This window comes from Pseudomonas sp. TSO6 (assembly GCF_056098905.1).
The window spans coordinates 34,988-57,219 of record NZ_JBLZWV010000042.1 but is presented as its reverse complement, the minus strand read 5'-3'; the positions used below and the strand labels follow the sequence as shown (position 1 = coordinate 57,219).

Annotated in this window: 19 protein-coding genes; 11 read left to right on the top strand and 8 right to left on the bottom strand. The window is 63.6% G+C overall.

Features of this window, described 5'->3' with window-relative positions:
• Window positions 1-87 precede the first annotated feature (87 nt).
• Window positions 88-885, bottom strand: coding sequence for an SDR family NAD(P)-dependent oxidoreductase (locus ACN6NG_RS18905; RefSeq protein ID WP_063427010.1), 798 nt, complete (start codon window positions 883-885; stop codon window positions 88-90).
• Window positions 886-1,109: 224 nt separating this feature from the next.
• On the opposite strand from ACN6NG_RS18905, the gene ACN6NG_RS18900 reads away from it, so the two are divergent.
• Complete coding sequence (locus ACN6NG_RS18900) at window positions 1,110-1,355, top strand: type II toxin-antitoxin system Phd/YefM family antitoxin (RefSeq protein ID WP_019473905.1); 246 nt, start codon at window positions 1,110-1,112, stop codon at window positions 1,353-1,355.
• A 42-nt stretch (window positions 1,356-1,397) separates the two neighbouring features.
• Here the strand turns inward: ACN6NG_RS18900 and ACN6NG_RS18895 are convergent, their stop codons facing one another.
• Window positions 1,398-2,306, bottom strand: a complete 909-nt coding sequence (locus tag ACN6NG_RS18895) for a LysR family transcriptional regulator (protein ID WP_474315503.1) — start codon at window positions 2,304-2,306, stop codon at window positions 1,398-1,400.
• 228 nt (window positions 2,307-2,534) lie between these two features.
• On the opposite strand from ACN6NG_RS18895, the gene ACN6NG_RS18890 reads away from it, so the two are divergent.
• The 3 genes from ACN6NG_RS18890 (at window position 2,535) to ACN6NG_RS18880 (ending at window position 7,163) form a co-directional block, all read left to right on the top strand.
• On the top strand, window positions 2,535-3,839 hold the full coding sequence (locus ACN6NG_RS18890) for an MFS transporter (protein WP_474315500.1): 1,305 nt from the start codon (window positions 2,535-2,537) through the stop codon (window positions 3,837-3,839).
• 31 nt (window positions 3,840-3,870) lie between these two features.
• Window positions 3,871-5,112, top strand: coding sequence for a Zn-dependent hydrolase (locus tag ACN6NG_RS18885; protein WP_474315498.1), 1,242 nt, complete (start codon window positions 3,871-3,873; stop codon window positions 5,110-5,112).
• A gap of 95 nt (window positions 5,113-5,207) precedes the next feature.
• On the top strand, window positions 5,208-7,163 hold the full coding sequence (locus ACN6NG_RS18880) for a TonB-dependent receptor domain-containing protein (protein ID WP_474315497.1): 1,956 nt from the start codon (window positions 5,208-5,210) through the stop codon (window positions 7,161-7,163).
• Between the two features lie 142 nt (window positions 7,164-7,305).
• On the opposite strand, the gene ACN6NG_RS18875 is transcribed toward ACN6NG_RS18880, so the two are convergent.
• From ACN6NG_RS18875 to ACN6NG_RS18865, 3 genes are all read right to left on the bottom strand, one after another.
• Window positions 7,306-8,643, bottom strand: coding sequence for a HAMP domain-containing sensor histidine kinase (locus tag ACN6NG_RS18875; protein ID WP_353455210.1), 1,338 nt, complete (start codon window positions 8,641-8,643; stop codon window positions 7,306-7,308).
• Between the two features lie 25 nt (window positions 8,644-8,668).
• On the bottom strand, window positions 8,669-9,409 hold the full coding sequence (locus tag ACN6NG_RS18870; RefSeq protein ID WP_019470893.1) for a response regulator: 741 nt from the start codon (window positions 9,407-9,409) through the stop codon (window positions 8,669-8,671).
• A gap of 99 nt (window positions 9,410-9,508) precedes the next feature.
• Entirely contained in the window at window positions 9,509-10,933 is a 1,425-nt protein-coding gene (locus ACN6NG_RS18865) for an aminotransferase-like domain-containing protein (protein WP_474315494.1), read from the bottom strand.
• Between the two features lie 325 nt (window positions 10,934-11,258).
• Between ACN6NG_RS18865 and ACN6NG_RS18860 the strand changes: the two genes are divergently transcribed.
• Window positions 11,259-12,674 (top strand): amino acid permease, encoded by a 1,416-nt coding sequence (locus ACN6NG_RS18860; protein ID WP_016486018.1) that lies wholly within the window; start codon window positions 11,259-11,261, stop codon window positions 12,672-12,674.
• Between the two features lie 3 nt (window positions 12,675-12,677).
• On the opposite strand, the gene ACN6NG_RS18855 is transcribed toward ACN6NG_RS18860, so the two are convergent.
• Complete coding sequence (locus ACN6NG_RS18855) at window positions 12,678-12,857, bottom strand: hypothetical protein (RefSeq protein ID WP_063426997.1); 180 nt, start codon at window positions 12,855-12,857, stop codon at window positions 12,678-12,680.
• Between the two features lie 55 nt (window positions 12,858-12,912).
• Between ACN6NG_RS18855 and ACN6NG_RS18850 the strand changes: the two genes are divergently transcribed.
• The 4 genes from ACN6NG_RS18850 (at window position 12,913) to tam (ending at window position 17,834) form a co-directional block, all read left to right on the top strand.
• On the top strand, window positions 12,913-13,449 hold the full coding sequence (locus ACN6NG_RS18850; protein WP_016500410.1) for an RNA polymerase sigma factor: 537 nt from the start codon (window positions 12,913-12,915) through the stop codon (window positions 13,447-13,449).
• Complete coding sequence (locus ACN6NG_RS18845; protein ID WP_063422850.1) at window positions 13,446-14,288, top strand: FecR family protein; 843 nt, start codon at window positions 13,446-13,448, stop codon at window positions 14,286-14,288. Before ACN6NG_RS18850 ends, ACN6NG_RS18845 begins: the two co-directional genes overlap by 4 nt.
• A gap of 201 nt (window positions 14,289-14,489) precedes the next feature.
• On the top strand, window positions 14,490-16,895 hold the full coding sequence (locus tag ACN6NG_RS18840) for a TonB-dependent siderophore receptor (protein ID WP_474315490.1): 2,406 nt from the start codon (window positions 14,490-14,492) through the stop codon (window positions 16,893-16,895).
• Between the two features lie 162 nt (window positions 16,896-17,057).
• On the top strand, window positions 17,058-17,834 hold the full coding sequence (tam, locus tag ACN6NG_RS18835; protein WP_353455109.1) for a trans-aconitate 2-methyltransferase: 777 nt from the start codon (window positions 17,058-17,060) through the stop codon (window positions 17,832-17,834).
• Here tam and ACN6NG_RS18830 read toward each other — a convergent pair.
• Both ACN6NG_RS18830 and ACN6NG_RS18825 read right to left on the bottom strand, forming a co-directional pair.
• Window positions 17,824-18,195: a DUF2784 domain-containing protein gene (locus ACN6NG_RS18830; protein WP_016500406.1), complete on the bottom strand. Its 372-nt coding sequence runs from the start codon at window positions 18,193-18,195 to the stop codon at window positions 17,824-17,826. The two genes, tam and ACN6NG_RS18830, sit on opposite strands and share 11 nt — an antisense overlap.
• A 140-nt stretch (window positions 18,196-18,335) precedes the next feature.
• Complete coding sequence (locus tag ACN6NG_RS18825) at window positions 18,336-19,205, bottom strand: LysR substrate-binding domain-containing protein (RefSeq protein ID WP_016500405.1); 870 nt, start codon at window positions 19,203-19,205, stop codon at window positions 18,336-18,338.
• A 244-nt stretch (window positions 19,206-19,449) separates the two neighbouring features.
• On the opposite strand from ACN6NG_RS18825, the gene ACN6NG_RS18820 reads away from it, so the two are divergent.
• Both ACN6NG_RS18820 and ACN6NG_RS18815 read left to right on the top strand, forming a co-directional pair.
• Window positions 19,450-20,766: an MFS transporter gene (locus ACN6NG_RS18820; protein WP_016500404.1), complete on the top strand. Its 1,317-nt coding sequence runs from the start codon at window positions 19,450-19,452 to the stop codon at window positions 20,764-20,766.
• A gap of 15 nt (window positions 20,767-20,781) precedes the next feature.
• Window positions 20,782-22,173: an FAD-dependent oxidoreductase gene (locus ACN6NG_RS18815; protein ID WP_353455113.1), complete on the top strand. Its 1,392-nt coding sequence runs from the start codon at window positions 20,782-20,784 to the stop codon at window positions 22,171-22,173.
• Window positions 22,174-22,232 lie beyond the last annotated feature (59 nt).

The following is a 22,232-nucleotide window of genomic DNA, read 5'->3' as shown; positions in this document are numbered from 1 at the left end:
CCGCCAGGGTAGTGGCGTATAGCTATTGCCCAGCATACCTTGTCATAGAATGGGATCCAAGTTTTCCCCGAATACCTCCAATTGAATTCAGATAGCGAGGCTGTCGACCACGCCGCCGTCGACCCGCAGGGCTGCGCCGGTGGTGGCGGAGGAATAAGGGGAGGCGAGGTACACCACCAGGTGGGCAACCTCATCGACATCGGCGACGCGCTGGATGATCGAACTTGGCCGCGCGGTGCGAACGAAGTTGTCCGCCTCTTCACGAATGCTGCGCCCGGAGGCCTGCGCTGCATCGGCCACCATCGCGGTCACGCCATCGGTCAGGGTCGGGCCCGGCAACACCGCGTTCACGGTAACCCCGGTGCCAGCCAGGCGCTTGGCCAGGCCATGGGAAACGGCCAGGTTGGCGGCCTTGGTCACGCCGTAGTTGATCATGTCGGCAGGGATGGCGATACCCGATTCCGAGGAAATGAACAGGATGCGCCCCCAGCCTTTTTCAACCATACCCGGGGCATAGTGGCGTGCCAGGCGCACACCGCTAAGCACGTTGGTTTCGTAGAAGCGCGCCCACTCGCTGTCGTCCACCTCGAAGAAGTCGACGTCGTCGTAGATGCCCAGGTTGTTGATCAGGATGTCGGCCCGTGGGTGGGCTGCGAACAAGATTTCGGCACCGGCGGCGGTACCCAGGTCGGCGACCACGCCGTGTACCTGGCCACGGCCACCTTGCTTGCTGACTTCGGCCAGGGCGGCGTCCAGCGACTTCTGGCTGCGGCCGGCAATGACCACGTCGGCATTGGCGCGGGCCAGGCCACGGGCGATGGCCAGACCAATACCGCCGGTCGAGCCGCTGATGATGGCGGTGCGCCCGCCGAGGTCGATGTTCATGGGATGGCTCCTCTAAGTGAGTTGCAGTGATGCAGGGATGCAAGCCATCCAAGTGAAGCACGTACAGCCGGTAAATGACGGACTTTGACTTACGCATGACATGGCCGGGGGGCTTTCGCCTGTTGATATAGATGACAAGGCTGAGGCACGGCAGTGTCTAAGAGCGTAGGCTTGTTTACGTCCTATATATGGACCAAAATATGGTCCTGATTCGAGCCGGAATAATGCAGAAAATCTTTGCAAGTGTGACCGTAAGCGTATCGGAACTGAAAAAGAACCCATCTGCGGTAATGGCCGGTGCCGCTGGCATGCCTGTTGCCGTGCTTAACCACAATCGTGTGATGGGTTACATGGTTCCGGCCAAACTGTACGAATCCATGATGAAGCGCCTGGAAGATCTCGAATTGAGTGAATTGGCCAAGTCCAGGCTGGGTGAAAAAGGCGTACCGGTGTCTCTGGATGACCTATAAGCAAGCGCGAGCGCGCGAGGTCTATGGAGCCGCTCAGAAGCGTTAGGTTATGACCCGCTGCAACGCCTCGATAAACACCTCTTCCGCCCTGCTGAACCGCTGTTCCTTGTTCCACAACAGGTGAATATCCACATCGGCAATCCCTTCCTGCGGCGGCAGCTTCCACAGCAACCCCGCTTCGACATCCGGTGCCACCACATGCTCGGGCAGGCAGCCGATGCCGAATCCGGCGATCACCAGCCGGCGTACTTCCTCAAGGCTTGGCGATGAGGCCACGATCCGCCCGGCAAACCCTTGCAGGTCACGGAAAATGGTCAGCGGTGACAACATGCCGCCAATCTGGTCGCTGGTAAAACTGACGAAATTCTCCCGTTGCAGGTCGCCTTCGGCCTGGCCGAACAGGGCATGGTGCTTGCCGCAGAAAAACGCATAGCGCTGGCGCAGGAACAGCCGCTGTTCCAGCCGTGGCTGTGCACGCCGGGTGAGGCTAAGGCCCGCTGTGGCGGTTTTTTCCTGCAGGGCGGCGACGATGTCGGAGCTGCGCATCACGTCGATTTCCAGTTCCACCCGCGGGCGCTGGCGGTGGAAGTCGGCAAGGAAGTTGTCGAAGCGTTCGCTGACGATGCGGCTGATCATCAGCAGGCGCACCTTGCCCACCACTTCGTCTGCCGGTTGCTCCAGCAAGCCGCCGATCTGCGACATTTGCCCATACACCTCGCCGGCCAGCTGGAACAGCTGGTCGCCCATTTCTGTCAGCACGAAGCGCGGCCCGCGGCGGGCGATGAGCTGGCGGCCGAGCTGCTCTTCAAGGCGCTTGAGCGCCTGGCTTACCGCCGGTTGAGTGAGGTGTAGGCGGGCGGCGGCGCGGCTGATGGACAGCTCCTGGCCGATGACCCGGAAGGTGCGCAGCAGGTTCCAGTCGAGGCGGTCGTTGAGCAGGCGGTCAGGCATGGCGGGGGCTCGATAATAAGCGTGGTTAATAGTTCGAATAATAAATAGAAAATTGACTAATCATAGCCCTGAGCCGATAAATCGCATGCATTGGAGCCTGGTGCGTCGGCGTCGGCTTCTTCGCGGGCTTGCCCGCGAGAAACCAGCACCGAACCAGCAGGCCAAGCGCCACCAGAGGGCCACCGTGTCCCAGCAACTCCTGCCAGAACAACAAGCAAAGGAGCCCCCATGAACCCCACCGCTTCCGCCCAGCCGCGCCGTGCAGCCGCCGCCGCGTTCATCGGTACCATGATCGAGTGGTACGACTTCTACATCTACGCCACCGCCGCCGCCCTGGTGTTCGGTGCCTTGTTCTTCCCCTCTGACGACAGCCTGTTCAGCACCATGGCCGCGTTCGGGACCTTCGCCGTCGGTTTCTTCGCCCGGCCGCTGGGCGGCATCGTCTTCGGTCACGTGGGCGACCGAATCGGCCGCAAGAAGTCGCTGGTCATCACCCTGCTGATGATGGGCATCGTTACCGTGTGCATCGGCCTGCTACCGACTTACGCGCAGATCGGCGCCACCGCGCCGGTGCTGTTGATCCTGCTGCGCATCGTTCAGGGCATTGCCGTGGGCGGCGAGTGGGGCGGGGCGGTATTGATGGCGGGTGAGCATGCGCCCAAGGGCCGGCGTAACTTCTTCGCCTCGTTCGCCCAGCTGGGCAGCCCGGCTGGCCTGATTCTGTCGCTGCTGGCCTTTGGCGCGGTTACCCGCCTGCCTGAAGAGGAACTGATGAGCTGGGGCTGGCGCGTGCCGTTCCTGGCCAGCGCGCTGTTGCTGCTGGTGGGCCTGGCAATTCGCCTGGGGGTGAATGAGTCACCCGAGTTCATCGCCAGCCGCGAGCAGGCGCAAAAGGCCCGGCGCAAGGAGCAGGCGCCAGTGTTTGAAGTGCTGCGCACCGCCTGGCGCCCGCTGTTGCTGTGCATCGGCGCCAACACCCTGGGCATTGCCGGGGTCTATTTCACCAACACCTTCATGATCAGCTACACCACCCAGCAGTTGCACCTGGAGCGCTCGTTGATCCTTGAATGCCTGTTCTTTGTGGCGGTCATCCAGCTCTGTGTGCAGCCGCTGGCGGCGTGGCTGTCGGAAAAGGTCGGCGCGACGCGCTTCCTGGCGCTGGTCGCGCTGCTGGCGATGGCCTCGCCCTACCCGATGTTCGTGCTGGTCAGCTCGGGCCAGGGCCCGTTGATCGTGCTTGGCATCGCCCTGGCCGCCGCCTGCATGGCCTCCTTCTACGCGGTGATTGCCGGCTATGTCAGCGGCATGTTCGAAACCCGCGTGCGCTACACCGCCATTTCCCTGGCCTATCAGATCTGCGGCGCCATCGCCGGCGGCCTGACCCCGCTGATTGGCACCTGGCTGGCCCATACCTTCAGCGGCCAATGGTGGCCGATGGCAGCCTTCTACACCCTGATCGCCACTATTTCGCTGGTTTGCGTGCTCGCCTTGGCCCGCCAATACGCCCGTAGCCAGCGCCTGGAACTGGCCTGATCGAACCCCAATTATCCTGGAGTACCCGCATATGTTGAAAAGCAATGGCGAACGCCTGTGGGCGAGCCTGATGGCCATGGCCGAAGTGGGCGCCACCGCCCGCGGCGGCAGCTGCCGCCTGGCCCTCAGCGACGAGGACAAAGCCGGCCGTGAACTGTTCAGCCACTGGTGCCGCGAAGCGGGCCTTAGCCTGTCGGTAGATGCCATCGGCAACCTGTTCGCCCGCCGTGCCGGCAGTGACCCGCATGCCGCCCCGGTCATGATGGGCAGCCACCTCGACACCCAGCCCGAAGGGGGCCGTTTCGATGGCGTCTATGGCGTGCTGGCCGGCCTGGAGGTGGTGCGCCGCCTGAACGATCTGGACATCCAGACCCGCAAGCCACTGGAAATTGCCGTATGGACCAACGAGGAGGGCGCGCGCTTCACCCCGGCCATGTTTGGCTCGGCGGTGTTCACCGGCAGCCTCGCGCTGGCCGAGGCGCTGGCCATTCGCGATGCCGATGGCGTCAGCGTCGCCGACGAGCTGCGCCGCACCGGGTACGCCGGCCAACGCCCGCTGGGCGGCGAGGTGGATGCCTATTTCGAGGCGCATATCGAACAAGGCCCGATCCTTGAAGACAACGCCAAGGCCATTGGCGTGGTCAGTGGTGGCCAGGCCATCCGCTGGCTGGACGTGACGGTCGAGGGCATGGCGGCACACGCCGGCACCACGCCGATGCCGCTGCGCAAGGATGCGCTGTACGGCACCGCGCGGATGATCCAGGCCGTTGAGCAACTGGCAGCGGACTTTGCCCCCGAAGGCCTGACCACCGTAGGTGAGCTCTCCATTGCCAAGTCCTCGCGCAACACCATTCCCGGCCTGCTGCAGTTCACGGTCGACCTGCGCCACCACCGCGACGAGGCCATCGAAGCCATGGAGCGCGAGCTGACCCTGAAGCTGCAAGCCATCGCCAGCCAGCGCGGCCTGCAAGTGCGTATCGAGCGCCACTGGGTGAGCCCGGCGACCCCGTTCGATGCCGACTGCGTGGCTGCCGTGCAGCAAGCGGTGGACGGCCTTGGTTATGCGCAGCAATCGATTGTCAGCGGGGCGGGTCACGATGCCATCCTGTTGGCGCGGTACTGCCCGACGGCGATGGTGTTCATCCCCTGCGTTGGCGGCTTGAGCCACAACGAGGCTGAAGACGTGCTGCCTGATGATGCCCGACAGGGCGCTGATGTACTGCTGAACGCTGTGCTGGCACGGGCAGGTCGTGTGGAGCAAGGGCAAGTCTGACGACAAGGTGCGTTGAAGCTGTCACACTTTGTCCCAGCTACAAAGATGCAGGTGATTAGGATTCCCATTCACAACGAATCCACAGGGTCACCTGCATGTCCGCAACACGCCGTCTCATCTGCTGCTCCTCCACGTTCACCGCCCTTATCGCTGGCCCGCTGCATGCCGAAACCGCAGCTGTGCAGCCGGTAGCGCTAACCCTCGAAGAAATGGTCGTTACCGCTGCCGGCTATGAGCAGCGTGTAGAGGATGCCCCTGCGTCGATCACCGTGATCGAAGGCGAAGACCTGCGCCGCAAGTCGTACCGCGACCTGGGCGACGCGGTGCGTGACGTGGAAGGTGTGACAGTGAACGGCGGCGCCAACGAAACCGATATCTCCATTCGCGGCATGCCCGGCGACTACACGCTGATCCTTGTCGACGGCAAGCGCCAGAGCGCTCGCGAGTCGCGGGTCAACGGCAATGCCGGTTACGAGCAGAGTTTCGTGCCGCCGGCGGCCGCCATCGAGCGCATCGAGGTGGTCCGCGGGCCGATGTCGTCGCTGTATGGTTCCGATGCCATCGGCGGGGTGATCAACGTCATCACCCGCAAGGTGGCGCCGGAGTGGGGCGGGTCGATCGGCTATGACTACTCGCTGCGTCAGCACAGTGACGAGGGTAACGCCGGGCAAACCAGTTTCTACCTGAGCGGGCCGCTGAAAGAGGACCTGCTGGGGTTGCAGGTGTGGGGCCGATACCTGAACCGCCAGGCCGACGACGACCTGGAACTGACCAATGGCCACAGCAAGGCCGACCACAAGGACCTGACCACGCGCCTGTCTTTCACCCCGACCATCGACCACGACATCCTGCTGGAAGCGGGCGCCACGCGCCTGAAAAACGGCGATGGCCTGAGCGCCAACTGGGCTACCCGCGAGCAGGAAAACAACCGCGATCACTGGTCTCTGTCACACCAGGGCCGCTGGGGTTGGGCAACGTCAGACATCGCCCTCTACCAGGAAACCACCAGCCGCGAAGGCAAGGCGACGCCCGATCAGACCGACATTTACGGACGCAAGCCGGAAATCCGCAACCGTGTGTTCGACGCCAAGCTGGTGATCCCCACCGCGCACAACACCACCACCGTCGGCACGCAATGGCAGCAGAGCCAGGTCACGGATTGGAACCAGGGGTTGGGTGACCGGATAAATCGTGAGTTCAAGGTGAGCCAGAAAGCGCTGTTCGCCGAAAACGAATGGTCGGTGACCGATACCTTCGCCCTGACTGCCGGCCTACGCCTGGATGACCACGAGCAGTACGGCAACCACTTCAGCCCGCGGCTGTACGGTGTATGGCGAGCAACCGACCAGTGGACCTTCAAGGGCGGCGTGGCCCGTGGTTTCAAGGCGCCGGAACTGCGGGCGGTGGTGGAGGGCTATGCCTATTTGCGACGTAACCGCTTCGTGATGCTCGGCAACCCCGACCTGAAGCCGGAAACCAGCACCAACTATGAAGTCTCGGCGCTGTGGTCGAACCGCGACAATCTGCAGGCCGGTGCAACGTTGTTCTACAACGACTTCCAGGACAAGCTTTCGACGGTGACGACTGACCGGCTGTGGAACGGCTATATCGTCATGGACCGGGTTAACGTCGACAAGGCGGTGATCCGCGGTGTGGAGCTGACCGGGCAGTGGGATATCAGCCGGGATGTGCTGCTCAAGGGTAACTACACCTATACCGATTCAGAACAGAAAAGTGGTGCCAACGCCGGTGCGCCATTGGCCCTGACGCCCAAGCAGAAGGCCAGCCTGCGCAGTGAATGGCGCTTGAGCGACCGCGCCCAGGCCTGGGCAGCGGTGAGCTACTACGGCGAGGAAAATGGCAATACGGTCACGGCCGAAAGCGCGCCGGGCTACACCACGGCGGATATCGGCGGGTCGCTTGATGTTACCGATGCCCTGACCCTCAACGCGTCGTTGAACAACATCACCGACAAGCGCCTGGATGACGAAACCTACGGCACGGTGAACTACGGGCGCACATTGTGGATGGGGGCTACCTACAACTTCTAAGGTGGATGCTTATCCATTTCCGGGCGCGCGCGCTATCCCGAGCAGTCACGGTCATCTGCAGGAGCGGCCTTGCCGGGGCGCGGGCCCTTTCGCGACACAAGGCCGCTCCTACAAGGCTTACGTAGCTCTGAGTACAGTTTTCTCACACCAGGCACTTGGGGTCTTCCAGGGACTGCGGCAACTTCAGCACTGCACATAACCCCGTCGGTTGCCGGTTTTCCAGCACCAGTTCGCCGCCATGTGCCTGTACGCATGCCCGGGAAATCGCCAGCCCCAATCCCAGCCCCCCGTTGCCGTGCCCCAGCTGCACAAATGGCTCGAACACCTTTTCCAGCCACGCTTCCGGCAGCCCGGGCCCCTGGTCGAGAATCTCCAGCACGATCATCCCGGCCTGCACGTTCACGTCAACCTGCGCCGTCCCGCCATGCTTCAGTGCATTGTCGATCAGGTTGGTCAGTGCCCGCTTTAACGCCAAGGGCCGGCAATACAGGTAGACATCGGCACGTTTGCCTAGGATCAAAGTGTGCCCCAGCATGCCGTAGCGGCGAGTCAGCTCGCCCAGCAACATTTCTATGGCGATACGCCGGGTAGGCTCCTGCACTGCGTCATCGCGCACAAAACCCAGCGTTTCACGCAGCATCGTCGCCAGCTCTTCCAGGCTCTCAAGCATGTCGTCCCGCGCCTCACCTGGCTCCAGCAGCTCCACCTGCAGGCGTAGTTCAGTCAGGGGCGTGTTCAAGTCATGGCTGATTGCCGCCAGCAGCCGTGTACGGCCTTCGACATGGCGTGCCAGGCTGGCCTGCATGGTGTTGAAGGCGTGCGTCAGTTCGCGGGCTTCAGCAGGGCCGGCCAGGGGCAGAGGCGCGATCCATTCGCCTCGGCTGACCCGCTCGGTAGCCCGGGCCAGCGATTTGACCGGGCGCAGCACGCGGCTGATGCAGAAGACCACCACCAACAGCACGGGCAAGGTAGTCACCGGTAGGCTGTAGGCCAGCACGCTGCCCCACTGATATGCGCCACTGGGATGCTGGATGGCGTTGAGGAACAGGCCGTTGCCTATGGCCAGGCTGCTGCGCAGTTGCAGCGGTGCCCAGCCGGCAGGGCTGAGCAGGTGGCTGCGGGCGTTGGCACCGTTGGCCCGTTCCAGCTGCAAAGTCAGGCTGTTTTCGGCGGGCAACGCCAGGCGCGAGCGCAGGTCGTTGGCCAGGCGTTGTTCTTCGGCACGCGGGGAAAATGGCTCCACCTCCGGTTGCCGGGCAACCCAGAAGCGTGTCTCGCGATTGCCCATGTGCGCCAGCAACTTGCTGCTTTGTCCAGGTGGCAGATCGCGGGCGGCATGGTACGCCGTGGCCAGGCGCTCCAGGCTGGCATTGCGTGACAGCGGGTGCAACAAGCTGCCGTGGTGGTGCAGCAGCACGATGCCGATCAGGTGCGACGCAACCAGGGCCAGGCACAGCAACAGGCTCAGTTGATGCAGCAGGCGCTTTGGCCAGCACTGGCGCAGCCTAGTCATGCATGACATCGGCGGCCAGCACGTAACCGCTGCCCCACAGGGTACGCAGCAGCTCGGGGGCCTGTGGGTCGTAGGCCAGCTTGCGGCGCAGGCGACTGACCTGGCGGTCGATGGCGCGGTCACTGATGTCGCTGTCGTGGGCGGCGGTCAGGTCCACAAGACGCTCACGGGTCAGGGGGCTGTGGGGGTGGGCCAGCATGACCTGTAACAGCCGGCTTTCTGCCGTGCTCAATTGCACGGTGGGCATGCTGTCGCGGCTCAGGGTCGCGCTACTGCTACAGAACTGCCAACCGGCAAACCGGTAGCGCTGGGGTTTCGCCACCACGGTACTTGCCTGCAGTCGTGCCTGAGTAACCTGATGACGGCGCAACACACTGTTCAGACGGGCGACAAGCTCACGGGGCTCGAAAGGCTTGGTCAGGTAGTCGTCGGCACCCAGGTCCAGGCCGCGGATACGGTCGGCTGTGGTGTCACGGGCGGTCAGCAGGATCAGCGGCAGGTTCCAGCGCCGGTGTAGTTGCTGGCACAGGTCGAAGCCATCACCGTCGGGCAGCATCACATCCAGCACCACCACATCGAAAGCCTGCTGCTTGAGCAGCTGCCACATCCCCCCGGCATCTTCGGCAGTGCGCACTTCGAAGTGGTGCCTGCGCAGGTAGGTGGCCAAAGGCTCGCGGATCTTGCGGTGGTCATCGACCACCAGCACACGGGGGGCGGGGGCTTGAGTGGTCATTGGCAGTGCGCTGTCGGGGTTGCTGGGGCTTGAAGCGCAACATATTACTACGAGTCATTATCATTTGTATCTTTTCGCTGTACGTGCGCTCGCCGCCTCCTACACCCCACCCCGGCGTACATGCTTGACGAACACCTTCTCCAGCAACTCCCACATCGCCGGGTCCGTACTGAACGCCACATTGAAGCGCATCCACCCGGTCGCTTTGGCATCGACCATGAACAACTGCCCAGGCCCAAGCATGATGCCTTTCTCCAGCGCATCATCCAGCAATGCGGCACTGTCCGGAATCGCCGGGTGGCGGGTCCAGATGTACATGCCTTCATCCGATTCGGTGAACAGTTCGAAGCCCAATCGATGCAGATGCCGGCCAACTTCCTGATGCGCCTCGGCCAGCCGCTGGCGCAGGCGCTTGAGGTGCTTGCGCCAGCGGCCGTCGATGATCGCGGCGTACACCACACGCTCCATCACTTGCGAGGTGGTGAGGCCTGAGCGCATCTTCAGGTGCAGCAGTTTCTGCATCAGCTCGGGGTTGGCCAGCATGTAGCCGACCCGCACATTGGGCGAGATGCTCTTGGAGTAGCTGCCCACGTACACCACCTGCTGCAGGTGGTCGAGGCTGGCCAGGCATGGCTGCGGCTCGGCGACCATGTCGGCGTACAGGTTGTTCTCCACCAGGCGGAAGCCGTGCTGGCTGGCCAGCTGCAGCAGGCGATGCAACTGCGGCAGCGGTGTCCGTGAGCAGGTCGGGCTGTGCAGGTGCGGCTGGGTGAAGAACGCCGTCGGGCGGTGGTGGGTGAGCAATTGTTCCAGCTGGTTCAGGTCGTAGCCGGCCGGGGTGCGTGGCACGCCGACCAGCGTCGCGCCCTGGGTACGCAGGATGCTCATCAGGTTGGGGTAGCCGGGGTCGTCCACCAGCACCACATCGCCAGGGCGCACCAGGGTGCGTGCGGCCAGGTCCAGGGCCTGGCTGGCGCCGTGGGTGAGCATCAGCTGCGCCGGGTTGGCGACGATGGAAAGCTCTTGCTGCAAATTCTGCGCAGTCAGCGTACGCAGCTCCATCAGGCCCATGGGGTCGCCGTAGCCCGACAGTTCCAGCGGGCTTCCCGCCACCTGGCGCAGCCCCCGACGCAGGCCTTCTTCGTACATCCAGTCGTTAGGCAGCCATCCGCACCCCGGTTTGTAGGGCAACTGGCGGATCTCGAAGATTTGCTGCAGGTACCACTCGGAGTTGAACGTTGGTCGACTGGCGTCAACCTCGGTATTGTGCCGTTCCAGTAGCTCGCCCGCCGCACGGTTGACGAAGAACCCCGCATTGCCACGGCTCACCAGCAGCCCCTGGGCGACCAGGCGATCATAGGCCTCGACGACGGTGAAAGTACTCACCGAATAGCTCGCGGCAAAGGCGCGGATAGACGGCACCTTGGCGCCCGGCTTCAGGGTCTGGTTGTCGATCAACTCACGCAACCCGTCGATGATCTGGTTGACCAGCGGGGTGGAGGAGTCTGGATGTAATTCGAACATTCGGGGCCTTCAGGGTGCGTATCGCCTGGCGTCTGCAGGGTGTACTGCAAGGGCGACCTGTACAGTGCAGTGCGAGATTCATGCCACTGTGCATGGCTCTCTGCGTCGGACATTTTTACATTAGGTGTCGGATATCGCCACATAAAGCATGTTCAGTTCGCTCCAGGCAGTCGTCCTGGGGCGCGTCAGCAGGCCGCCATGGAGGGCCTGCGTGTGTTCGTTCACACCATCCTGCCCGCATTAGCACTGATGTACAGGTGAAACCGCCAGCCATCGGGGTTTCACGGTTTTCCTTGGATAAAAAGAAGCACGGGGTACACAACTGATGGACGCAACATCCACAACCACCACCGCGAAAGGCGGGCACGAGAGCAAGCTCAGTGCCTCGCTGAAGTCGCGCCACCTGACGATGATGTCGATCGCCGGGGTAATTGGCGGCGCCTTGTTCGTCGGTTCCGGCAGCGTGATCCACAGCGCCGGCCCAGCCGCTGTCCTGGCCTACCTGGCGGGCGGCATCCTGGTGGTACTGATCATGCGCATGCTGGGTGAAATGGCGACTTCCTCGCCAGACACCGGCTCGTTCTCCACCTACGCCGACCGCGCCATTGGCCGCTGGGCCGGTTTCACCATCGGCTGGCTGTACTGGTGGTACTGGGTCATCCTCATGGCCTGGGAAGCCTATGTGGCGGGCAAGATCCTGCATGGCTTCTTCCCCGACGTTAGCGTCAATGTGTTCGTGCTGGCCACGACCCTGCTGCTGATCACCGTCAACTTCTTCAACGTCAAGCACTACGGTGAGTTCGAGTTCTGGTTCGCCTTGATCAAGGTGATCGCGATCGTCTGCTTCCTGATCGTGTGTACCGCTGCCGTGATGAACGTGTGGCAGTTCGGTGAAGTGCGTGGCATCAGCCACCTCACCGCCGAAGGCTTCATGCCCAATGGCATCACCACCGTGATCGGTGCGCTGCTTGGGGTGATGTTCGCCTTCCTGGGCGCCGAAATTGTCACCATCGCAGCTTCCGAGGCCAAGGACCCGGCTGCGCAGATCGTCAAGGCCACCAACTCGGTGGTATGGCGGGTGTGCCTGTTCTACGTCGGTTCGATCTTCCTGATCGTCTGCCTGGTACCGTGGAACGACCCGCACCTGGGCGTTTCCGGCTATGGCGCCTATCGCCGTACCTTGGAACTGCTGGGCGTGCCGTATGCCGAGCTGCTGATGAACTTCGTGGTGCTGACTTCGGTGAGCAGCTGCCTGATCTCGGGCCACTACACCGCTTCGCGCATGTTGTTCTCCCTGGCTCAGCGTGGCGATGCGCCGTCGTTCTTCAAGATCACCCGTGCCGGCACCGGTGTACCGGTGTACGCGATCATGGGCTCGTGCGCCGTGGCCGTGGTGTGTGCGCTGATCAACTTCAGCGAGACCCTGCGCCCGAAAGACGTGCTGGATACCTTGATGAACACCACGGGCATGATCGCCCTGCTGGTGTACCTGGTGATTGCCTTCTCGCAACTGCGCATGCGCCGCAAGCTGATTGCCGAAGGCAAGGAAGTGCGCCTGAAGATGTGGCTGTTCCCGTGGCTGACCTACCTGGTGATCGCGTTCATCGTCGCCGCCCTGGTAACCATGGCCTTCATGCCTGACTACCAGATCCTGGTGATCTCCACCGGTATCGCGGCGGCAGTCGTGGTGGCAATGGGCGTGGTGCACCAGATCCGCTCTGGCAGCAGCAAGCAGCACTAAGCGTCACTCGTGTCTGGAAACGGCCGGCTCCCTTGGGGACCCGGCCGTTTCGCGTTGTTGGGCCTGGGTTTTTTCTGCGGGCATGTGGAAGCGCTGGTTCATCCACGGCGAGCCGAGCAGGGCGGCCGCGCCGATGAGGGCCAGTATGGCGAGGGCGATGTAGGGCTTCATGGGCATGCGCATACATGGACTGACTTCACGCATAGGTAGTCAGTTCCGGCCTCATCGCCGGCCCTCCATGTCTAATACACCGCCCAACCAGGAACTGCTCGACGCGCTGGCGTTGCACTATGACGACCTGGTTCGCTACATCCGCCAGCGCTTTCGCGACCGCCATTTTGCTCGCGACCTGGTGCACGACGTCTACCTGCAGATTCTCGACAAGCCACCCCGCCAGCGCATTTCGCTGCCGCTGGCATTTCTGCGCAAGGTCACCTTCAACCGGGCCATCGACCGGGTGCGCGCCGAATCGCTGCGTGCGGCTCACCTGGCTGCCGCGAGCCATGACGAACCCGCCCTGGACAGCTGGGACGGTGCCCGCGAGCTGGATTTCGAGCAACAGCTGCATGCCCTGCTGGCGATTATCGAAGCCCTGCCGGCACGTCAGCGCCAGGTGTTCCTGCTGCACCGCATCCATGGCATGGCTCAGCGTGACATTGCCGCCGAGCTGGAGATTTCGGTCAACATGGTCACCCAGCACTTCAACCGGGCGATGCGTACCATCGCCAGCCGCTGGGAACCGGCCCGGCGCCTGCATGGCGAGGCGCGGGCATGAGCCAGGGCAAGCGTGAAAGCAAGGCCCAGGCCGACCCGTTGGAGGCGTTCAGCGAAGCCCTGCGTGAGCGGGTGGCGTCCCGCGAGGCGTTGCTCGCCGAAGGCAAAGCCATGACCGCACGCCGGCGCAAGGCCGGCAAGGCGGCCAAGGCCAGCCTGCTGTCATTGCTGCTGGCGGGCAGCCTGTGGTGGCTAGACCCTGCCTGGCATACCGAGCAGGTGCGGGTGGCCGTGGGCGCGCAGCGCGAGCTGGTGCTGGCGGACGGCAGCCAGGTGCTGCTGGATTCGGGTAGCCGCCTGCAGATTGAACGGCACCTGCGCAGCCGGCAGCTAGAACTGTTCGAAGGGCAGGCGCGGTTTACCGTAGTGCATGCCGATGCGCCGTTCATTGTGCACAGCCAGGGCGTGCGGGTGCGTGATATCGGTACGGTGTTCGATGTGCGCAGCGATGTGCGTGGCGTGCGGGTAGGGGTGCTCGAGGGGGCGGTCGAGGTCGGCATTGGGCACGGCACCGTGCAGCCACTGCGGGCCGGGCAGCAACTGCTCGCTGCTGCTGGCGAGTTGGGCGAGGTGCAGGCCGTGGCGTCAGGTGCGATGGAGGCCTGGCGCAGCTCGGTGTTGCGTTTTGACGGCACACCGTTGCGCGATGCGATTGTGGATTTGCAGCGCTACAGCGAGGTGCCATTGCAGCTGGCGGATGAACGTACCAGGGGTTTGCGCTTGTCGGGTGAGTTCGACAGCCGGCAGGTGCGGGCACTGCTGGAGCAGTTGCCAGCGGTGTTGCCTGTGACGGTGGTGCGCGCGGCTGATGGGGGCTTGGTCATTGGCCGGGTTGACTGATCGCCTGCACCGGCCTTTTCGCGGGCTTGCCCGCTCCCACAGGTTACAGAGGTGAATCCGATGGTTCGGATATCCTGGGGGGCGGGCAAGCCCGCGAAAGAGCCAGAACAGGCAACCGATAATTATTTTCATTGGCACATCAACATTCTCCCAGGGCCAGCCGCCATCCCCATGAAGTCACTTGAATCGTATGGGGAACACATGGGTTACCACCTTTCACCGCTGACGCTGCTGGCTGCCAGCCTGCTGACCTGCGCCACCGTCCAGGCGCAGGATGCCACCTTCAGCCTGGACATTCCGGCCCAACGCCTGGACCGCTCGCTAAACGCCCTGGCCCAGCAGACCGGCACCCGCATCCTGTTTTCCACGGATGCTGCCGAGGGCCGTCAGGCGGCGGCCGTGCAAGGGCGCATGAGCGTCGCCCAGGCCTTGCAACAGCTGCTCGCCGGCTCTGGTCTGCAGCTGCAGCGGGCGGGGGAGGGTTACCTGATCGGCGCGCCGGCCAGCGGCATGGCGCTGGAACTGGGCGCTATCAACATCGACAGCCAGCGTTATGGCAACACCACCGACGGCACCGGTGCCTACACCTTGGGCACTACGCGCGCCGGTACAGGGCTTGACCTGTCGCCACGGGAAACGCCGCAGTCGATCAGCGTGGTCACCCGCCAGCGCATGGACGACCAGGGCCTGAACGACCTCACCGAAGTGCTGCAGCAAACCCCAGGCCTGTCGGTCCAAAGCCTGGGCAGTGAGCGGTTCAACATCTACTCGCGTGGCTATTCGGTAGACAACTACCAGTTCGACGGCATTCCCACCACCCTCGATATCGTCAGCCAGGTGTCGGCGCAAAGCCTCGCCGACATGGCCATCTATGACCATGTGGAGGTGCTGCGCGGTGCCACCGGCCTGCTGACTGGCGCAGGTGACCCTTCTGCCACCATCAACCTGGTGCGCAAGCGGCCCACCGCCGAGTTCAAGGGGCATGTCAGCGCTGGGCTGGGGTCGTGGAACAAGTACCGCACCGAGGTCGACCTGTCCGGGCCGTTGACCCCCAACGGCAATGTGCGCGGGCGCATGGTTGCCGCCTACCAGCAGAACGACAGCTTCGTCGACCACTACCACCAGGAAAAGCAGGTGTTCTACGGCATCCTTGAGGCCGACCTGAGCGACACCACCTTGCTCACCGTGGGCGCCGACTATCAGCGCAACCGGCCAGAGGGCTCGTCCTCGGTGGCGTTCCCGCTGTTCTACAGCAATGGTGAGCAAACCGACTTTTCCCGCTCCACCAATAGCGCCGCGCGCTGGAGCAGCAACCCCCAGGACGCACTGAACACGTTCGCCAGCCTCGAACAGAAACTGGGCCACGACTGGAGCCTGCGGCTGGCAGTGAACCAGATGTACATCAACCGCGACGACTACCGCCTGGCCACCGCCAGCTGGGGCTTCCCCGACAAGCAGACCGGCGAAGGCGTGCGCCTGTACGGCGGCGCCGGCAGTACATGGCAGAAGCAGGTGGGTGTGGATGCGCAGCTCAAGGGGCCGTTCCGGGCATTCGGCCGCGAACATGACCTGGTGCTGGGCTACAACTTCTCCCGCTACCAGAACCACCACGACCCGCTGCGCGGCACCGAGATCGAGGGCACCCGGGTCAACTTCTACACATGGGACAACTACACCACCAAGCCCAACACCGCCAACGGCAAGCTGTATGACGGCGATACCAGCATCTACCAGAGTGGTACCTACCTGGCGACGCGCCTGCGGCCCACCGACGACCTGTCGCTCATCCTGGGCGCCCGGGTCAGTAACTACCGCTACCGCTACGACCTCAGCACGCAGCCGAACAAAATCCCGGGTAACCGTGAAAGCGGCGTGGTAACGCCCTATGCCGGTGTGGTCTACGCGCTGAACGACATTCACTCGGTCTATGCCAGCTACACCAGTATCTTCAAGCCGCAGACGGTACGTGATGCCAGCGGCGCAACGCTGGCGCCGCGCGAGGGCGACAACTACGAAGTCGGCCTGAAAAGCGAGTATTTTGACGGGCGCTTGCAAACCAGCGTCGCCGCGTTCGAGATCAAGCAGGACAACCTTGCCGTGGTCGACCCAGGCCGAGTTGTGCCAGGTACCACCACGGCGGCCTATGAAGCGATTTCCGGTGCCACCACGCGTGGCTTCGAAGTGGAAGCCAGCGGTGAGTTGCAGCCGGGCTGGAACCTCAGCGCCAGCTACAACCACAGCATCATCAAGGACGCCGACGGCGAGCGCATCAACACGGTGTTTCCGGCCAACATGGTCAAGCTGTGGACCACCTACCGCCTGCCGGACGAGCTGGACCGCCTGACCGTGGGTGGTGGCATGAACTGGCAGAGCGGCACGCACTTCACTGCCGCGCCTGCCGAGCTTGGCACCGTCAAAGCCAAGCAAGGGCAGTTCGCCGTGTTCAACCTGATGGGCCGTTATCAGATCACTGACCAGCTTTCCACCACGCTGAACGTCAACAACCTGTTCGACAAGAAGTACCTCAGTGCGCTGGATACCACGTTCTACAGTGGCTATTACGGCGAGCCACGCAACGTCATGGTGACTACCCGCTGGGATTTCTGAAAACGGGTCAAGGCCTCATCGCCGGCAAGCCAGCTCCCACAAGGGCATCATCGCCTTCAAGTGTTGCACTGTCCCTGTGGGAGCTGGCTTGCCGGCGATAGGGCCCTCACAGTCGACAGATGGCATATGCTAGGCACATTGCCCGCCCAAAAGGAGCCCCACATGGCTTGGTCCGCCAACCAGTATTCCCTGTTCGAAGACGAACGCACCCGCGCGGTGCGCGACCTGCTCGCCGCCATCCCGCCACGCCCGGTGCGCCATGCCACCGACCTGGGCTGCGGCCCGGGCAATTCCACCGAGGTGTTGCTGCAACGCTACCCCGATGCCCAGGTGACCGCGCTGGACAGCGACCCGGACATGATCGACAAGGCCCGCGAGCGCAAACGGCTGTGCATCCCACGGGTACGTACGGTCATCGCCGACATTGCCGGCTGGTCTGCCCCCGAGCCGCAGGACCTGATCCTGGCCAATGCCTCGCTGCAATGGGTACCTGACCACGCCTCGCTGTACCCGCACCTGGTACGCCAGTTGAGTGAAGGCGCCAGCCTGGCCGTGCAGACCCCCGACAACCTTGACGAACCGGCCCATCGGCAGTTGCGCGAGATTGCCAGCCAAGGCCCCTGGGCGGCGAAATTCGCCGATTTCCAGTTGCCGCCACGGCACGGTGCGGCGTTCTACTACGACTTGCTCAGCCCGCTGTGTGCGCGAGTGGATGTGTGGCGCACCACCTATCACCACCCTTTGGTGGGCGGCGCCGAAGCGGTGGTGGAGTGGTTCAAGGGTTCGGCGTTGCGGCCTTACCTGGCCAGGCTTGATGACCAGGAGCAGGCTGACTTCCTGCAGATGTACTTGCAGGCCATGCAGCGCGACTACCCGCCGGCTACCGATGGCAAGGTGCTGCTGCCGTTCCCGCGGTTGTTCGTGATCGCTACCCGCTAGGCCGGCGCCAGCGCCAGGCCACGTAGCTGTAGATGCCCAGGTTGAGCAGCAGCACGATGCTGCCCAACAGCAATTGAGTGTGCGGTGTCAGCCCGGCGGGGTAGATCAGTGGCCAGATGTAGTGCTCGACAAAGCCGCCCTGGTAGCCTGCGCCCCCGGCTGCGCTGCGCATGCGGTTTTCCCAGGTGGTGAGCGGGCAGCCCAGGTGCAGGCACTCCACCGCCAGGCCCCAGGCCAGGGCCGGCAAGTGGATTAACAGGGCAGGGCGCCACTTGAGCACCAGCAGGCCGCCGAACAGCACTAGCAGGATGAAGGCCAGGTGCAGCAGGACCAGGGTGTCGGCGGCAAAGCGGTAGAGCATGGTTAGTGTGCCGGGGGTTGAAGTTAACCCAGCATAGTCGGGTGGCCTGCACTGGCCTCTTCGCAGCACAAGGCTGCTCCTACAGGTTACCGCATGCCTCTGTAGGAGCAGCCTTGTGCTGCGAAAGGGCCGGTACAGGCTTACAACCCTTCCTCGACCACCTGCAAAAAGGTCGCCACGACACGCCGCGTACGCTGCTCGCTCAGGCACACCAGCGTCTCGGTCAAATGCCGCTGACAATCCACGATCGGCAACGCACACACCCGCGCATCGGCGCCAAACTCCGCCGCTGACACCACGCCCACGCCAATCCCCACCACCACCGCTTCCCGCGCCGCTTCGCGGCCTTCCACCTGGATCGCCGGGCGAATCCGCAAACCCGCGCGTTGCATCTCTTCTTCCAGCGTCTGTCGCGTCACCGAGCCGGGCTCGCGCAGCACCAGTGGCATGTCATCAAGGTCGGCAAGGCTGATCGAGCCACGGCTGGCCCAGGGGTGATGGTGGGACACAAACGCCACCATCGGGTCGCGGCGCAGCGGCAGGCAATGCAGGCGTTCATCGTCGACATCCCGCCCGAGCAGGGCCAGGTCGGCCTGATAGCTGAACAGCCGCGCAAGCGATTCGTCGGTATTGCCCGTTTCGATCTTCACCTGAATGCCCGGGTAGCGCTGGCAGAAGCGGGCGACCTGCGGCAGCACGTGCACCGGGGCATCCACTGCCAGCACCAGGCTGCCGGTGTGCAGCGCGCGCGAATCGTGCAGCAGCTCCTGGGCCTCGGCCTCGCAGGCGAACAGGCGCTGGCTGATGCCCAGCAGGCGCTCGCCAAGGTCGGTGAGTTGCACCGAACGCTTGTTGCGGTGGAACAGCAATACGCCGAAGCGCTCCTCCAGTTTGCGCACCTGGTCCGACACCGCTGGCTGGGTCAGGAACAGCTTTTGCGCAGCGCGGGTAAAGCTGCCGTGCACGGCCACCGCATGGAAGGCCTTGAGTTGTGCGTGGGAAACCGACATGGCTGACCTCAGTAACAAGCTTGGCTTATGTGTGTAATACGATAAATCGATTTTATTTATCTTAGCGCAACTGTTTCCATAGATGTCAGCCCGATGCTGGCACCACAAATGCCGCCTGGGCCATGGTACCCACACGGTGCCATCTGACCCGATGACAGCCTCGTCATCGCTGTGCGTAACACAAGAACAAGACAGGCGTTTCTTCACATTCTGCCGGCACACTTGAGCAAGAGGTCAGACTCACATGAATCAATCCCTAGCCGCGTTCAAACGCTGGCGCATCCAGATTTTCGCCATCACCTGGCTGGCCTACGCCGCCTTCTATTTCACCCGCAAAGCCTTCTCGGTAGCCAAGCTCGGCATCGCTGAAGACCCAAGCTTCATGCTCGACAAGGCCGCCATGGCCAACCTCGACGCCATCTACCTGGCCGCCTACGCCGTGGGCCAGTTCACCTGGGGCATGCTCGCCGACCGCTTCGGCCCGCGGGTGGTGGTGCTTGGCGGGTTGCTGATTTCTGCTGTGGCAGCGGTGGTGATGGGCAGTTACGCCACCTTCCCGATCTTTGCCACCTGCATGCTGGTGCAGGGCCTGGCGCAGTCCACCGGCTGGGCCGGTTTGTGCAAGAACATCGGCAGCTTCTTCCCGGCCTCGCAGCGTGGGCGGGTACTGGGCCTGTGGAGTTCCTGCTATGCCTTCGGCGGCCTGGTGGCCTCACCGTTCGCGGGGTGGTGGGCCTATACCCTGGTGGGTACCTGGCACGCAGCGTTCTTCTCCAGTGCCGCCGTGGTGGCTTTGGTGGCCGTGCTGTTTTTCTTCCTGCAGCGCAACAAGCCTGAGGATGTCGGCCTGCCGGCGGTGGAGCCCGAGCCACAGAGCATGGCCCCGGCCGACAACCTGTGCAGCGTGTGGGCGCCGCTGAGGGAGATCCTGCGCAACCGCACGGTGCTGACTTTGGGGCTTGCGTACTTCCTGTTGAAGCCGGCGCGCTACGCCATCCTGCTGTGGGGGCCGGTGATCGTGTTCGAGCAGATGCCTTCAGTAGGCAAGGTCGGCGCGGCAATCATCCCGACCGCCTTCGAGCTGGCGGGGTTGCTTGGTCCGATCATGATCGGCCTGGCCTCCGACAAACTGTTCGGCGCCCGGCGCATGCCGGCCTGCGTGATCAGCCTGGTGCTGCTGACCATGACCCTGGCGGCGTTCATGGCGGCCATGCACACCGGTAGCGTGATGCTGGTGGTGGCCTTGCTGTTCGTCATGGGCCTGACCCTGTACGGGCCCGACTCAATGATCAGCGGCGCCGCTGCCATCGACTTCGGTACTGCCAAGGCGGGTGCCACTGCCGCCGGATTCGTCAATGGTTGCGGCTCGGTGGGGGCGGTGCTGGGTGGGCTGCTACCCGGGTATTTCGACGGCGTCACGGTGTTCATCGTGTTCGCTGGCTGCGCGCTGTTCTCGGCGCTGGTGCTGCTGCCGCACTGGAACAGCCGCCCGGCCAGCAGTGTGCAAAGCAACGACGTGGCACCGAATACCAGCATGGCAATCAAGCCACTGCGTACCTGAAAGGAAAGCGAGCGAATGAGACCCTTCTGGCTGCAACAGGCCTTGGATTCCACGCAGGAGGCGGTGTGCCCGCCGCTGCAAGGCAATGCCCACTGCGATGTGTGCATTGTCGGCGGCGGCTACACCGGCCTGTGGACCGCATTGATGCTCAAGGAGGCGGTGCCGGCACTGGATGTGTTGCTGATCGAAGCCGACATCTGCGGCGCCGGTGCCAGTGGCCGTAATGGTGGCTGCGCGTTGTCCTGGTCGGCCAAGTACTTCACCCTGGAGCGCCTGTTCGGCATGGCCGAGGCGGTGCGCCTGGTGCGCGAGTCGGAGCGCAGCATCGGGGACATCGGGGCGTTTTGCGCGGCCAACGGCATTGACTGTGACTACCGCCTGGACGGCACGCTGTACACCGCCACCAACGCGGCCCAGATCGGCGCCACGGACGGGGTGATCGCTGCGCTGGAGCAGAAGGGTATCAATTCGTTCCGTCGCCTGCCCTTGGAACAGGTGCAGCGTCTGGCGGGTTCGGCGCGGCATCTGGAGGGCTGGTTCTCGCCGGCGGCAGCCACGGTGCAGCCGGGCAAGCTGGTGCGCGGCCTGCGGCGGGTGGCCTTGCAGCGCGGTGTGCGCATTCATGAAGGTACCGCCATGACAGGCCTGGAGCACGGCGCCCCGGTGCAGGTGCGCACCGCTCATGGAACCATACGTGCCGATCGCGTGGTGCTGGGCCTCAATGCCTGGATGGCGCGGGCTTTTCCGCAGTTCGAGCGCAGCGTGGCGATCGTTTCCAGCGACATGGTCATTACCGAACCGTGCCCCGAACTGCTAAGCCAGATCGGTCTGGACAGCGGCATCAGCGTGCTCGACTCGCGTATTTTCGTGCATTACTACCACAACACCTCTGATGGCCGGCTGATGCTCGGCAAGGGCGGCAACACCTTTGCCTATGGCGGGCGCATGCTGCCGGTATTCGACCAGCCGTCGCCGTACCGGCCATTGCTGGGCGAAACCGTTGGCGAGTTTTTCCCGGCCTTGGCCGAGGTGCCCCTGGCGGCCAGCTGGAACGGGCCGTCGGACCGCTCGGTGACCGGCTTGCCGTTCTTTGGTCGCCTGGACGGGCAGGGCAACGTGTTCTATGGCTTTGGGTACTCCGGCAGCGGCGTTGGCCCGTGTCATATGGGTGGGCAGATTCTTTCGTCGCTGGCGCTGGGGCTGGATAACCCGTGGACCCGTTCGCCGCTGGTCAAGGGGCCGCTGGGGCTTTTCCCGCCCGAACCGATCCGCTACCTGGGCTCGCTGATGGTGCGCAATGCCATCCGCCGCAAGGAGCGTGCAGAGGACCACGGTTTGCGACCGCGTCGGCTGGACGTGCGCCTGGCACGGTTTGCGGCGGCGGCGGGCAAAGCCGATAAAGGCTGATGAGATTTCTTGTCGATCCCATGCCTGAGGGCGTATAAAATGCACCCACTTTTGGCCGG